This window comes from Pseudomonas sp. S2_E02 (genome assembly GCF_054668355.1).
The window spans coordinates 5675107-5689793 of the sequence record NZ_CP162761.1 but is presented as its reverse complement, the minus strand read 5'-3'; the positions used below and the strand labels follow the sequence as shown (position 1 = coordinate 5689793).

The 14687-nt window shown below is 59.3% G+C and carries 10 protein-coding genes; 9 read left to right on the top strand and 1 reads right to left on the bottom strand.

The genetic code is table 11. The features are described 5' to 3' along the window. Positions 1-15: 15 nt before the first annotated feature. Positions 16-1155, bottom strand: a complete 1140-nt coding sequence (locus AB4O01_RS25385; protein WP_460089935.1) for a polysaccharide deacetylase family protein — start codon at positions 1153-1155, stop codon at positions 16-18. 313 nt (positions 1156-1468) lie between these two features. On the opposite strand from AB4O01_RS25385, the gene yaaA reads away from it, so the two are divergent. From yaaA to AB4O01_RS25340, 9 genes are all read left to right on the top strand, one after another. Further along, positions 1469-2248 carry a peroxide stress protein YaaA gene (gene yaaA / locus AB4O01_RS25380; protein WP_099758057.1) on the top strand — a complete coding sequence of 260 codons (780 nt, stop codon included), beginning with the start codon at positions 1469-1471 and terminating at the stop codon, positions 2246-2248. 809 nt (positions 2249-3057) lie between these two features. Continuing rightward, positions 3058-4374: a nucleotide sugar dehydrogenase gene (locus AB4O01_RS25375; RefSeq protein WP_007914305.1), complete on the top strand. Its 1317-nt coding sequence runs from the start codon at positions 3058-3060 to the stop codon at positions 4372-4374. An 87-nt stretch (positions 4375-4461) separates the two neighbouring features. After that, positions 4462-5943, top strand: a complete 1482-nt coding sequence (alg8, locus tag AB4O01_RS25370; RefSeq protein WP_007914304.1) for a mannuronan synthase — start codon at positions 4462-4464, stop codon at positions 5941-5943. Between the two features lie 35 nt (positions 5944-5978). Next, a complete protein-coding gene (locus AB4O01_RS25365; RefSeq protein WP_007914303.1) occupies positions 5979-7148 on the top strand; it encodes an alginate biosynthesis protein Alg44 in 1170 nt (389 codons plus the stop codon). Between the two features lie 9 nt (positions 7149-7157). Beyond that, entirely contained in the window at positions 7158-8669 is a 1512-nt protein-coding gene (algK, locus tag AB4O01_RS25360) for an alginate biosynthesis TPR repeat lipoprotein AlgK (protein WP_407047279.1), read from the top strand. Beyond that, positions 8666-10147, top strand: coding sequence for an alginate export family protein (locus AB4O01_RS25355; RefSeq protein ID WP_460089932.1), 1482 nt, complete (start codon positions 8666-8668; stop codon positions 10145-10147). The genes algK and AB4O01_RS25355 overlap by 4 nt, the downstream gene beginning before the upstream one ends. 26 nt (positions 10148-10173) lie before the next feature. Continuing rightward, positions 10174-11745 (top strand): mannuronan 5-epimerase AlgG, encoded by a 1572-nt coding sequence (gene algG / locus AB4O01_RS25350; protein WP_460089930.1) that lies wholly within the window; start codon positions 10174-10176, stop codon positions 11743-11745. 10 nt (positions 11746-11755) lie between these two features. Continuing rightward, complete coding sequence (locus AB4O01_RS25345) at positions 11756-13216, top strand: alginate O-acetyltransferase (RefSeq protein WP_460089928.1); 1461 nt, start codon at positions 11756-11758, stop codon at positions 13214-13216. Between the two features lie 8 nt (positions 13217-13224). After that, positions 13225-14349: a mannuronate-specific alginate lyase gene (locus AB4O01_RS25340; RefSeq protein WP_093436266.1), complete on the top strand. Its 1125-nt coding sequence runs from the start codon at positions 13225-13227 to the stop codon at positions 14347-14349. The last annotated feature ends 338 nt before the right edge of the window (positions 14350-14687 follow it).

Here is a 14687-nt window from a genome sequence, read left to right as displayed (position 1 = left end):
GGCTTTTTTCGTTTCTCAGCGAAAAGCGTCCTGACAGTCTTCCCAACCGATACCGCTCTGCGCGGTCTGCGTGATCAACCACGGTAACGAGGTCTTCACCGCGTCCTGTTTCATGTTGAAATTGATCACCCCGTGTCGCCACAGCAGCATCAGAGTCAGCACCCTCTGCGCGCTCGCTGCGCCCTTGAGTTTGCCGGCGCCGTCCTGGGCATCGATGTCCCACAGCGCCACTTGCAGGCCTTGTGTGTTGAAGAAACCTTGCGCATCGCTGCGGCGCTGCCCTTCCGGCGGACGAAACAGCGGCACGTAGTTTTCCGGCAACTTGTTCTTCACCAGATCTGCGCTGCGCCGCACCGAATCCTGCCAGTCCTGCCAGTGGCTGTGGGAGCGGAACTCCCAACCTTGAACGCCGACGCACTGTTTCGAGAACTCTGCTTGCAGGCTGCTCACCGAGCGATCAGCCAGTCGCGCCTGAATATCCTTGCCCAGCACGAAGAACGTGCCGCTCAGGTTCGATTTGCGTAGGTATTCGGTGAGCCAGCCGGTGTTGTCCGGTTGCAGATTGGCGGCGCTGTCGAAGGTCAGCAGGAACAGCCGGTCGTGCATCGCGTCACCGTTGCGCTCGTAGTCACCGAAACGATCGAATTCGTTGCTGCTCTGCGGCGACAACGCGGCCTTGCGCAACAACTCGTCGAGGTACTGCACATGGAAGATCCGGCTCGGCTCGGCCCACTTGGTGTAATAACTGTCGTCACTGACGACGAACTTGGCGGCTTGCTCGCGCAGCGTTGGCAAGTCTTCTACAAGGAAGCAGAACGAGGCGTCCTGATCGCAGCTTTGCTGGGCGAAGTTGTAGTTGGCCAGCAGGCGCTGCCAGAGGCGTTGGCGCAGAATGTTGACCGCATCGATATTGACCGTGCGCAAGCCTAGACGCTGCGCCAGAGCGGCCTCGTCCATCGACTCGGTGCCCAGCAGGACACGGGCGAACATCAGGATTTCCGCCCGTGACGCCACGTCAAACAGGGTCGGGTTGCTAAGCTGCTCCGGCCAGGTGCTGCGATCCAGCGTCGCCACATCGCCCGGCGCCGCGACGGCACCGAAGCTCAACAGCCACGCGGTGAATAAAAGAACAATGCGCAAAAGGGATGTCTCCATAACAAAACCCGCGCGGCACTATAGCTGATGTGCAAGGCTGAAGGACGCCGCCCTCACCCCAGCCCTCTCCCGGGGGGAGAAGGAGCTGACCTTCATTGATTTCAAAATTTGAGTTCAACTCGATAGATCATGTCGGCGTAAATCGACAGTACAACTCGGTCAGCTCCCTCTCCCTCCGGGAGAGGGCTGGGGTGAGGGAAAAATCCACCAGCCGTCGCAAATGCCGGAGCTTACTCATACCTATAACCCCCATAGCTGGAGTCAAATCGGACAACCCCCTAGAATCGCCCCCACGATTAAAGGAGACGACTTCATGCTGATGGTGATTTCCCCCGCCAAGACCCTCGATTACGAAACACCGCCGGCGACCCAGCGCTTCACCCAGCCGCAATACCTCGACCATTCCCAGGAACTGATCCAGCAACTGCGCGACCTGACCCCGGCGCAGATCAGCGAACTGATGCACGTGTCCGACAAAATCGGTGGGCTCAACGCCGCGCGCTTCGGCAGCTGGACGCCTGCCTTCACTCCGGAAAACGCCAAACAGGCACTGCTCGCGTTCAAGGGCGACGTCTACACCGGTCTCGACGCCCAGTCCTTCAGCGAAACCGATTTCGATTACGCGCAAAAACACCTGCGCATGCTCTCCGGTCTCTACGGGCTGCTGCGCCCGCTCGACCTGATGCAACCCTATCGTCTGGAAATGGGCACCAAACTGGCCAACGCCCGTGGCAAAGACCTGTACGCCTTCTGGGGTACGCGCATCAGCGAATGGCTCAATGAAGCGCTGGCCGATCAAGGCGACGACGTGCTGCTCAACCTCGCCTCCAATGAGTACTTTTCGGCAGTGAAACGCACAGCCCTGAACGCGCGGATCATCAACACCGAGTTCAAGGACCAGAAGAACGGCCAGTACAAGATCATCAGCTTCTACGCGAAAAAAGCCCGGGGCCTGATGAGCCGTTTCGTGATCCAGGAAAAGATCAACGATCCGGCCCAGCTCAAACAGTTCGATGTGCAGGGTTATCGCTACAGCGTCGAACAGTCGAAACCCGACAATCTGGTGTTTTTGCGCGACCACGCCCCGGAATAAAGCATGCCCAATGCACGACTCTTTCTATAAAGAGTCGTGCAGCTCGCACGATGTCAAAAAACCCTCGCACCATTTCGCCATTTTAATGGCGCCAGAAAAACCTCCCTGTCTTTTCTAAGATTAGTTTCACTCGACACTGATCATTTTTTTCAGTAGTGGCACCTAACTTTTTTCAGCGTAGTGGCACAAAACTATCTAACGTGATTTTTCGCCTGTTATTAAAGGTCGAAAACGAAAGTGCTATCAAATTGAGACTAGTGCCATCTCTGACAATATTTCAAGAAATTTCAGATTTCGCGATGAGCGGACAGGAACTTCGTCCGAATGCATAGCTCATACCACCGGTAACGATTCTCGCCGAGTTTGTACGAGATAACTTACGCAGAGCAGATAGCCATGTAACCAAGTTGTCACAGCAACTTGCCTAGATGACTAACTAGTCTCAAAACAGACGATGGACAGGAGATACGCACCATTTATATCCCCTACAAAGGCCATGGCCGCGCCCTAATAAACGTGCTCGCCTGAGCACCCAACCGCTTGATTTACGGGACCTTCATCCTGACATCGAGCGCGCAAGACGATTGCACAAGAGTCTTCTCCAAAGAGGATCGGCTGCATAACAGGGCAAGTCATAACAACAAGGCCTGGTTGCGCACATCTTGAGTGCACTTATTTAGACACTCGAAACTTAGTATGCCTGCACACGGCATTGTGGCGCCTGTGTGCCGCACTTTCGAGTGCACTAATGAACGCTGAACACCATTAACTCCGGCCTCTAAGGCCTGATATATACAGAGGTAATTGCGATGCGCATCAGCATATTTGGTTTGGGTTACGTTGGCGCAGTATGTGCCGGTTGCCTGTCTGCACGGGGCCATGACGTAGTTGGCGTCGATGTTGCCAAAGACAAGATCGACATGATCAACGCCGGCAAGTCGCCGATTGTTGAACCGGGCCTGGGCGAACTTCTGCAACAGGGTATCCAGACCGGTCGTCTGCGTGGCACGACCAACTTCGCCGAGGCGATTCGCGACACCGACCTGTCGATGATCTGCGTGGGTACGCCGAGCAAAAAGAACGGCGACCTGGAACTGAACTATATCGAAGCGGTATGCCGCGAGATCGGTTTTGTCCTGCGTGAAAAAACCACCCGCCACACCATCGTCGTGCGCAGCACCGTGCTGCCGGGCACCGTGGCCAACGTGGTGATCCCGATTCTCGAAGACTGCTCGGGCAAGAAGGCTGGCGTCGACTTCGGCGTTGCGGTCAACCCGGAATTCCTGCGTGAATCCACCGCCATCGCCGACTACGACCTGCCACCGATGACCGTCATCGGCGAGTTCGACAAGGCCTCGGGCGACGTTCTGCAATCGCTGTACGAAGAACTCGACGCACCGATCATCCGCAAGGACATCGCCGTTGCCGAGATGATCAAGTACACCTGCAACGTCTGGCACGCGACCAAAGTGACCTTCGCCAACGAGATCGGCAACATCGCCAAAGCAGTCGGCGTCGATGGCCGTGAAGTGATGGAAGTGGTCTGCCAGGACAAGACCCTCAACCTGTCCCAGTACTACATGCGCCCGGGCTTCGCCTTCGGCGGTTCGTGCCTGCCGAAAGACGTGCGCGCCCTGACCTATCGCGCCGGTTCGCTGGACGTCGAGGCGCCGCTGCTCAACTCGCTGATGCGCAGCAACGAATCGCAAGTGCAGAACGCCTTCGACATCGTGGAAAGCCACGACAAACGCAAAGTCGCCCTGCTCGGCCTGAGCTTCAAGGCCGGTACCGACGACCTGCGCGAAAGCCCGCTGGTGGAACTGGCCGAGATGCTGATCGGCAAGGGTTACGACCTGAGCATCTACGACAGCAACGTCGAGTACGCCCGTGTTCACGGCGCGAACAAGGACTACATCGAGTCGAAGATCCCGCACGTGTCGTCCCTGCTCAACGCGGACTTCGATTCGGTGATCGATAACTCCGACGTGATCATCCTCGGCAACCGCGACGAGAAGTTCCGCCCGTTGGCCCAGCAAGCGCCGCACGGCAAACAGGTCATCGACCTGGTCGGCTTCATGGCCAAAGCCACCGACGCCGGTACGCGCACCGAGGGTATCTGCTGGTAATGCAGACCTAAGCGACAAGCTTCGAGCTGCAGTACTTGCAGCCCGAAGCTTGCAGCTTGAAGCCTCCCTTACCTTCGGATGACGCTGATGAGCAAGCTCAAACATTTTTTTCTGCAATCAGCCGGCTGGCTTTTTTATCTCAGTCTGCTGATGGGCCTGGCCTTGATGCTGCCCACGTCCACATTCGACTCCGAGTCGAAGGACTTCATTTTCCTGATTGGCGCCGTGGGTATCTGGCGCTACTCGATGGGTGCAACGCACTTTGTGCGCGGCATGATTTTTCTCTACATCGTTTACCCGCACCTGCGTCGCAAAGTACGCAAGCTGGGTAAGGCGGCGGACCCGTCGCATGTGTTCCTGATGGTTACCAGTTTCCGGATCGACGCGCTGACCACGGCGCAGGTCTACAGCTCGGTGATCCGCGAAGCCATCGACTGCGAACTGCCGACCACCGTGGTCTGCTCGATCGTCGAAATGTCCGATGAGCTGCTGGTCAAGGCGCTGTGGGCGCGAATGAATCCGCCAGACCGCGTGAAGCTCGACTTCGTGCGCATTCCCGGTACCGGCAAACGTGATGGCCTGGCCTATGGTTTCCGCGCGATTTCCCGCCACTTGCCGGACGACCGCGCCGTGGTAGCCGTGATCGATGGCGACACCGTGCTCGGCGAAGGCACCGTGCGCAAGACCGTGCCGTGGTTCCAGCTGTTCGGCAACGTCGGCGGCCTGACCACCAACGAGTTCTGCGAAGTGCGCGGCGGCTACATCATGAGCGAATGGCACAAGCTGCGTTTCGCCCAGCGCCACATCAACATGTGCTCGATGGCCCTGTCCAAACGCGTACTGACCATGACCGGTCGTATGTCAGTGTTTCGCGCCACCGTGGTGACCAACCCGGAATTCATCGCCGACGTTGAAAGCGACTCGCTGCAACACTGGCGTCTGGGCCGTTTCAAGTTTTTGACCGGCGACGACAAGTCCAGCTGGTTCAGCCTGATGCGCCTCGGTTACGACACTTTCTACGTGCCTGACGCAGCGATCAACACTGTTGAACACCCGCCGGAAAAGAGCTTCATCAAGGCCAGCCGCAAACTGATGTTCCGCTGGTACGGCAACAACCTGCGGCAGAACTCGCGAGCGCTGGGCCTGGGTGTGAAACGCCTTGGCGCGTTCACCTCGGTGGTGCTGTTCGACCAACGCGTGTCGATGTGGACGTCTTTGCTCGGCCTGACCGTGGCGCTCATCGCAAGCTTCAAATACGGCACCGCGTTCATCCTGGTTTACCTGCTGTGGATCGGCATCACCCGCCTGATTCTGACCTTACTGCTGTCGTGTTCCGGTCACCGCATCGGCCCGGCTTACCCAGCGATTCTGTATTACAACCAGATCGTCGGTGCGCTGGTGAAGATCTACGTGTTCTTCCGCCTCGACCAACAATCCTGGACTCGCCAACCCACATCCCTGACCCGTGATCTCGCCAGCTTTCAACGTTGGTTCAACACCTGGTCGTCTCGGACCATGACCTTCTCCGCCGGCAGCATTTTCGTCGCCGTGCTGCTGATGATGGTCTGACCCGCCCCTATTGAATTAACAAGGAAATCGCCCCTATGAATACCGCCGTCAACGCCAACGTAGTGCATGAATCCGAAGCCCAGCGCCAACACGCCCGCGTGAAAATCCCGGCCAAACTGCGCTTCTTCGGTCCTGACCGGACGCCGGTCGAAGCGCGGGTCATCGACCTGTCTGCCGGTGGTCTGGCGTTCAACGCCGGGCAACTGCCGCTGACCATTGGCCAGGTGTACAAGGCGCGTCTGCAATTCGTCATCGACAACCTCGGCATCGCCATGGACGTTGAATTGCAGGTGCGCTCCTTCGACCGCCAGACCGGCCGCGCCGGCTGCCAGTTCCAGAATCTGGAACCGCAGGATATTTCCACCCTGCGCCACCTGATCACTTCGCACCTGGCCGGCGACATCGTCAGCATCGGCGAAGTGCTGGCGACCTTGCAGCGCGATAACTTCACCAAAGCGCGCAAGGTCAAGGACGGCGGCTCCGGCATGACTCCGTTCGGGCGCCTGAAAGCAGTGACCTTCAGCGCCGGTATCTTCGCGGTCGGCCTGGTCGCGGCGGGCTTCATTTTCAAATCGGTATACGGCATGTACTTCGTCAGCCACGCGCAGGCCGGTCTGGTCAGCGTACCGGGGATGAACATCACCATGCCGCGCGACGGCACCGTGCAGAGCCTGGTCAAGTCCGACGGCGTTGCAGCGAAAGGCGCGCCACTGGCGACCTTCAGCACCAGCATGCTCGATGTGCTCAAGGGTCATCTGGAAGAAGATCAACTGTCCCCGGCCAAGGTTGAAGAACTGTTCGGCAAGCAAATGACCGGCACCCTGACCTCGCCATGCGATTGCACCGTGGCCCAGCAACTGGTGGCTGACGGGCAATACGCCAGCAAAGGCGATGTGATCTTCCAACTGGTGCCGCGCAATACCCAGGCCACCGTTGATGCGCGCTTCTCCTATCGCCAGTTCGGCGACGTGCGTCCGGGCACCCCGGTGAGCTTCCAGATCGCCGGCGAAGACAAGACCCGCACCGGCAAGATCGTCAGCAGCACCAGCCTGAAAAGCGCCGACCTGTCCTCCGACATCCGCGTGCAGATCCAGCCTGACGAGCCGCTCGACAGCAGCTTGGCCGGCCGCCCGGTGGAAGTGAACAGCGACCGTGGCCCGAACCTGAACTGGTTGATCGACAAAGCCATGGCTGCCGGTCTTTAAGTCGAGGATATGCCTGTGACTACTCCACCCATCTCAAGCACACCACAAACCCTGTGGGAGCGAGCTTGCTCGCGAATGCATTCTGACATTCAGCCTCAGTGCCGACTGACACACCGCTTTCGCGAGCAAGCTCGCTCCCACATGGGTTCAGTGTGCGCATTGGCATTGGCGGTGAGTCTGGCCGGTTGTGCCGGCCTGCCCGATCAGCGTCTGGCCAACGAAGCGCTCAAACGTGGCGACACCGCCACCGCCGCGCAGAATTATCAGCAACTGGCCGATCTCGGTTACAGCGAGGCGCAAGTCGGTCTCGCTGATATCCAGGTCGACAGCCGCGATCCGGCGCAAATGAAACAGGCCGAAGCGACTTACCGCGCCGCCGCCAGTGTTTCGCCGCGGGCGCAGGCGCGTCTCGGCCGTTTGCTGGTGGCCAAGCCGGGTTCCACCGAAGCCGAGCACCACGAAGCCGAAAGCCTGCTGAAAAAAGCCGCCGCCAATGGCGAAGGCAACACGTTGATCCCGCTGGCGATGCTGTACCTGCAATACCCGCACAGCTTCCCCAACATCAACGCCCAGCAGCAGATCGATCAGTGGCGCAAATCCGGCTACCCGGAAGCGGGTCTGGCGCAGGTGCTGCTGTATCGCACCCAAGGCACCTACGACCAGCACCTGGATGACGTGGAAAAGATCTGCAAAGCCGCGCTCAACACCACCGACATCTGCTACGTCGAACTGGCCACGGTCTATCAGAAACGTGCCCAGCCAGAGCAACAGGCCGAGCTGATCAAGCAGATGCAGGCCGGTTACAGCCGTGGCACCGTCACCGCGCAGCGCGTCGATTCCGTGGCCCGTGTATTGGCCGATTCGACCCTCGGCAAGACTGACGAGAAAACCGCGCAGTCGTTGCTTGAGCCGATCGCTCCGGGTTACCCGGCGTCGTGGGTGACCCTCGCACAACTGCTCTACGACTACCCGGAACTGGGCGACGTCGATCAGATGATGAAGTACCTCGACAACGGTCGCGCCGCCGACCAGCCACGCGCCGAGCTGTTGCTGGGCAAGCTCTACTACGAAGGCAAACTGGTCCCGGCCGACGCCAAAGTCGCCGAAGAACATTTCCAGAAAGCCGTCGGCCGCGAAGTCGCCGCCGACTACTACCTCGGCCAGATCTATCGCCGTGGCTACCTCGGCAAGGTCTATCCGCAGAAAGCCCTCGACCACCTGCTGACCGCTGCGCGCAACGGCCAGAACAGCGCCGATTTCGCCATCGCCCAGCTGTTCTCCCAAGGCAAGGGCACCAAGCCCGACCCGCTCAACGCCTACGTGTTCAGCCAATTGGCCAAAGCACAAAACACTCCGCAAGCCGATGAGCTGGCGACCACCCTCGCCGCGCAACTGCCGCCCGAGCGTCTGGCCGAAGCCCAACGTCTGCTGCAACAAGAGCAAGCCAGCCGTGGCGCTCTGAACCCGAACACGCTGCAACTGCACGCCCTGCAAGAAGAAGACGGCGAGGAAAAATTATGAAGTTGAATCCATTCGTGAAGGCCGGCATTGGCCTTTCGTTCGCGCTGATCTGGTCTTGCCCGACACTGGCCGCGATGACTGAAACCAAGAACTTCGGCCTCGAAGTCAAAGTCACCGGCCAGTCCGAAGACGACCGTGACCTCGGCACCGCCAAGGGCGGTGACGTCAACGGCGTCGGCCTCGACCTGCGTCCGTGGATCTACGGCGAAAGCGGCGCGTGGAGCGCCTACGCCATGGGCCAGGCCGTGACCTCGACCGACATCATCGAAACCGACACCCTGCAACAATCCGACGGTGAACAAGCCACCGACAACAGTGATCGCAAAACCAAGAAAAACTACCTGGCGATGCGCGAGTTCTGGGTCGGTTACAGCGGCCTCACCCCGTACCCGGGCGAGATGCTCAAGTTCGGTCGCCAGCGCCTGCGCAATGACGACGGCCAATGGCGCGACACCAACATCGAAGCGCTGAACTGGACCTTCGACACCACCCTGTTGCGCGCCAACGCCGGTGTCGCCGAACGCTTCAGCGAATACCGCACCGACCTCAAAGAGCTGGCGCCGAAAGACAAGGATCGCCTGCACGCCTACGCCGATGCCGCCTATCAGTGGACGCCGGGCAACTGGGTCGGCATTCGCGGTCACCACACTCATGATGACGGCAAACTCGATTACGCCGAGCCGGGCGTAGCGCGCGATTCGCTGGATAAAACCCAGAACGGCGACATCAGCTGGCTCGGCCTGACCGCCGACAGCGACGCCTACAACTGGCGCAACACCAACACCGTCAACTACTGGGGCAGCATCACCGGCATGAGCGGCGACCGCGATACGGTCAACGCCTTGAACGCCGATGGCTCGCGTCCGGCACAAGCCAAGCGCAGTGATGACGTCAACGGCTGGGCCACCGACATCGGCGTACGCCTGCGCCTCGATCCGCAATGGCAAGTCGGCGGTGCCTATGCCCGCGCCAGCGCTGATTACGAACAGAACGGTCTGGAGAGCAACCGCTCCAACTACACCGGTACCCGCTCGCGGGTTCACCGTTTCGGTGAAGCGTTCCGTGGCGAAATGAACAACATGCAGACCGCAACCCTGTTCGGTTCGTGGATGGTCAACGACGAGTACGACGCCAGCCTGATCTACCACAAGTTCTGGCGTGTCGACGGCAACAAGCCGGTGGGCAGCAACGGCATCAACGCCGTGGAAAACAACACCGACGACGCCACCGGCGCGATCCTCTCCAGCACCTCGCTGCCGCTTGAAGACGGCAACAAGGATCTGGGTCAGGAGATGGACCTGGTCGTCACCAAGTACTTCAAGCAAGGCCTGTTGCCGGCGGCGTTGAGCCAGTCGATCGACGAGCCATCGGCCCTGGTGCGTTTCCGTGGCGGTGTGTTCAAACCGGGCGATGCCTACGGCAAGCAGGTTGATTCGTACATGCACCGCGCGTTCATCGACGTGATCTGGCGCTTCTGATGCAAACCGCCAAGGGAGTGCCCGACATGATCAGCACCAGGACAGGCTCACTCAGCCTGCTGGCCGGCGCGATGCTGCTAGCCAGCGCCAGCACCTTCGCGACTGTGGAGCCGGTTAAACCGGTGACCACCGCGAAAGAGTTGCAACAAGCCAAGACCTACACGGTCAGCAGCGCGCCGACCGAAGCGCTGAACCTGGCCGCGCCGAAACTACCGGACATTTCCGGCTACACCGCCGAAGCCGCTGCGGCGAAAATCGTCCGCAGCAAAGCAGGCAAAGTCAGCGTGCGCCGGATGATGCAGGAAGACGCGCTGAAGGACTTTATCGGCGGCGACAACAAGATGGCCGAATGGGTGGTGCGTCAGCACGGCATCCCCCAGGCGATCTTCGTCGATGACGGCTACATGAACCTCAAGGACCTGGCGCAGAAACTGCCCAAGCAGTACTTCAGCGAGACCTCGCCGGGCGTGTACCTGTCGAAGCTGCCGATCGTCGTCGGCCGTAAAGGCATCCTCGAAATCGACGGCCAAACCCAGGAATTGCGCCTGTCGCAAGAGGCCGGTTCGTTCCTGGTCAACGACGGCCAACTGTTTGTGCGTGACACCAAAGTCACCGGCTGGCGCGAAAAGGACAACGGCCCGGCGACCTTCCGTTCGCCGAAGGAATTCCGTCCGTTCCTGCTCGCCTGGGGTGGCACCGAGACCTACATCGTCAACAGCAAGATGGCCAGTTTCGGTTACGCCAACAGTAAGTCGTACGGCGTGAGTATTTCCCAGTACACGCCGAACATGGCCAAGGTGCTCAAGCGTCCTGAACCGACCGGCTGGATCGTCGGTTCCGAGTTCTCCGACATGTGGTACGGCTTCTACTGCTACGAGACCCGCGACTTCGTGGTCAAGGGCAACACCTACAAAGACAACATCGTCTACGGCATCGACCCGCACGACCGTTCCCACGGTCTGATCATTGCCGAGAACACCGTGTACGGTACGAAGAAGAAGCACGGGATCATTATTTCCCGTGAGGTCAACGACAGCTTCATCTTCAACAACAAGAGCTTCGACAACCACCTCTCAGGCCTGGTGATCGACCGTAACAGCGTCAACAACATCATTGCCTACAACGAGATCTACAAGAACCACACCGACGGCATCACCCTCTACGAGTCTGCCGACAACCTGCTGTGGGGCAACAAGGTCATCAGCAACAAGCGCCACGGCATTCGCATTCGTAACAGCGTGAATATCCGCCTCTACGAAAACGTCGCCATGGCCAACGGTTTGACCGGCGTCTACGGCCACATCAAAGACCTCACCGACACCGACCGTGACATCAAGCTCGACCCGTTCGATGCGCAGGTGTCGCTGATCGTCGTTGGCGGTGAGCTGGCGGCCAATGGCAGCGGCCCGCTGTCGATCGATTCGCCCTTGAGCGTCGAGCTGTATCGCGTGTCGATGCTGGCGCCGACCAAATCCAGCGGCATCAGCTTCAACGGCATCCTCGGCGAGCGCCAGGATGAAATTCTCGACCTGCTGGTGCGCCAGCAGAAAGCCGTGCTGATCGACCCTGTCGAACGCCAGACCGAAATGCGGGACTGAGGATAATTTTATGCACCCACACTTGATCAGATTACTCAGCCTGTCGGCCCTGACCGTGGGCATTCTCGCGGCCAGCAACGGCGCCCGTGCCGACGAAGGCGCCGCCGCCACGCCGCCAAAATTCAGCGCCGAACCGTGCTGCAACCTGTGCCCGGCGGCGCATGACGCGAAGAACTACACCACGCGTTATCAGCAAAACTTCACCACCCTGGTGCAAGCGCAAGGCGACTGGTTGTTCCGCACGCAGGAAGATTTGCGCACCGAATTCAACACCACCCCGGCCGGCTACAAGCGCCTGCAACAACTGCACGATGCGTTCAAAGCCAAAGGCGTCGAACTGGTGATCGTTTACCAGCCGACCCGTGGTCTGGTGAACCGCAACAAGCTCAATCCGCAGGAAAAAGCCGCGTTCGATTACGAGAAAGCGCTGGGCAACTACAAGACCATGCTCGGCCGTTTCGCCAAGATGGGTTACGTGGTGCCAGACCTGTCGCCGCTGACCAACGAATCGCTGCCGGACACCCTGCCCGCCCACGATTTCTACTTCCGCGGCGACCAGCACTGGACCCCTTACGGCGCACAGCGCACGGCGAAAATAGTTGCCGAGAAGGTCAAGCAGATTCCGGCCTTCACCGACATTCCCAAGCGTGAATTCGAAACCAAGCGCTCCGGGCGCATGGGCAAGACCGGTACCTTGCACAACATGGCCGGGCAACTGTGCGGCACCAGTTACGCGATCCAGTACATGGACCAGTTCACCACCGAGCCGAAAGGTGAGGCTGGCGATGGCGACCTGTTCGGTGATTCCGGCAACCCGCAAATCACCCTTGTGGGCACCTCGCACAGCGGCAAGAACTACAACTTCGCCGGCTTCCTCGAAGAAGCCATCGGCGCTGACATTCTCAACGTCGCCTTCCCCGGCGGTGGTCTGGAAGGTTCGATGTTGCAGTACCTCGGCAGCGACGAATTCCAGAAGACCCCGCCGAAAATTCTCATCTGGGAATTCTCGCCGCTGTACCGCCTCGACCAGGAAACCATCTATCGCCAGATGATGTCTCTTCTCGACAACGGCTGCGAAGGCAAAGACGCGCAAATGTCCGCGAGCACCACGCTCAAGCCGGGCAGCAAACAAGAACTGCTGGTCAACAGCAAGAACCTGAACCTGCAGAACAGCAGCCATCAGGTCGACATCCGCTTCGCCGACCCTTCGGTGAAAACCCTGCAAGCCACCCTCTGGTACATGAACGGTCGCCACGAGGACATCAAGATCGAGAAACCGGAAACCTCCGACACCGACGGTCGTTTCGCCTTTGAGCTGCGCACGGACGAAGACTGGGCCTCGCAAAACCTGCTGGCGGTCGAAGTCCAGGGCCCGGAAGCGGGCACCGCGCCACAGAAAGTCGAAGCGAAAATCTGCAAACGCAACGTATTCCCGGGCGCTGGGCAACAAACCGCTCAGGTCGGGCAATGAGGTCTGCTATGCGAAACTCGAAACTGAAAACTCTTTTAGCGCCGACGCTGCTCGGGCTGGCGATCTTCGCCGGCACCGCGCAGGCCGCCGCGCCACTGCGTCCACCTCAGGGCTATTTTGCGCCTGTGGATAAATTCAAGACCGGTGACAAAAGCGAAGGCTGCGATGCGATGCCGACGCCGTACACCGGGCCGCTGCAATTTCGCAGCAAATACGAAGGTTCGGACAAGGCCCGCGCAACACTGAACGTGCAGTCGGAAAAAGCCTTTCGCGACACCACCAAAGACATCACCACGCTGGAACGCGGCACCGCCAAACGGGTGATGCAGTTCATGCGCGACGGTCGCCCGGAGCAGCTCGATTGCACGCTGAACTGGCTGACCGCGTGGGCCAAGGCCGATGCGTTGATGTCGAAAGACTTCAACCACACCGGCAAGTCGATGCGCAAATGGGCGTTGGGCAGCATGGCCTCTTCGTACATTCGTCTGAAGTTCTCCGACTCGCACCCGCTGGCGCAGCATCAGCAGGAGGCGCAGTTGATCGAGGCGTGGTTCAGCAAAATGGCCGATCAGGTCGTCAGCGACTGGGACAACCTGCCGCTGGAAAAAACCAACAACCACTCGTACTGGGCCGCCTGGTCGGTGATGGCGACTTCGGTCGCGACCAACCGCCGCGACCTGTTTGACTGGGCAGTGAAGGAATACAAGGTTGGCGTCAATCAAGTCGATGCCGACGGCTTCCTGCCGAACGAACTCAAGCGTCAGCAACGCGCTCTCGCCTATCACAACTACGCCCTGCCGCCGCTGGCGATGATCGCCAGTTTCGCCCAGGTCAACGGTGTCGATCTGCGTCAGGAAAACAACGGCGCGCTGAAACGTCTCGGTGATCGAGTGTTGTCGGGGGTGAAAGACCCGGATGAGTTCGAGAAGAAGAACGGCAAAGAGCAGGACATGACCGATCTGAAAGAGGACATGAAATTCGCCTGGCTCGAACCGTTCTGCACGCTCTACACCTGTGCGCCGGATGTGATCGAGAAGAAGCACGGCATGCAGCCGTTCAAGACTTTCCGCCTGGGTGGGGATCTGACCAAGGTCTACGACCCGTCGCATGAAAAGGGCAACAAAGGCTCATGAAGCAAAAAGCCCCTCACCCTAACCCTCTCCCAAAGGGAGAGGGGACTGACCGAGGTGCTGTGCGAGTTACGCCGAAATGAAATACCGAGTCGGTCTCAGGTGTTGAAAAACAACCGAGATCAGGCGGCACAGAAATACCGAGTTGATCTCAGGTGTTGAAAAACAATCGAGATCAGGCTGCACAGAAATACCGAGTCGATCTCCATTTTTGAAAACCATGGAGATCAGGCTCCCTCTCCCTCCGGGAGAGGGCGGGGGGTGAGGGCAAGTTTTCAAGGCCCGGCACAACCCTGACAGAAACACCGTTTCACCCCTCCACGACCACGGGGGGTTTGGGG

What these genes read in the sequence shown, in the direction of transcription:
- AB4O01_RS25385 (WP_460089935.1), bottom strand. Translation starts at nt 1,155, where the DNA reads ATGGAGACATCCCTTTTGCGCATTGTTCTTTTATTCACCGCGTGGCTG.
- yaaA (WP_099758057.1), top strand. Translation starts at nt 1,469, where the DNA reads ATGCTGATGGTGATTTCCCCCGCCAAGACCCTCGATTACGAAACACCG.
- AB4O01_RS25375 (WP_007914305.1), top strand. Translation starts at nt 3,058, where the DNA reads ATGCGCATCAGCATATTTGGTTTGGGTTACGTTGGCGCAGTATGTGCC.
- alg8 (WP_007914304.1), top strand. Translation starts at nt 4,462, where the DNA reads ATGAGCAAGCTCAAACATTTTTTTCTGCAATCAGCCGGCTGGCTTTTT.
- AB4O01_RS25365 (WP_007914303.1), top strand. Translation starts at nt 5,979, where the DNA reads ATGAATACCGCCGTCAACGCCAACGTAGTGCATGAATCCGAAGCCCAG.
- algK (WP_407047279.1), top strand. Translation starts at nt 7,158, where the DNA reads ATGCCTGTGACTACTCCACCCATCTCAAGCACACCACAAACCCTGTGG.
- AB4O01_RS25355 (WP_460089932.1), top strand. Translation starts at nt 8,666, where the DNA reads ATGAAGTTGAATCCATTCGTGAAGGCCGGCATTGGCCTTTCGTTCGCG.
- algG (WP_460089930.1), top strand. Translation starts at nt 10,174, where the DNA reads ATGATCAGCACCAGGACAGGCTCACTCAGCCTGCTGGCCGGCGCGATG.
- AB4O01_RS25345 (WP_460089928.1), top strand. Translation starts at nt 11,756, where the DNA reads ATGCACCCACACTTGATCAGATTACTCAGCCTGTCGGCCCTGACCGTG.
- AB4O01_RS25340 (WP_093436266.1), top strand. Translation starts at nt 13,225, where the DNA reads ATGCGAAACTCGAAACTGAAAACTCTTTTAGCGCCGACGCTGCTCGGG.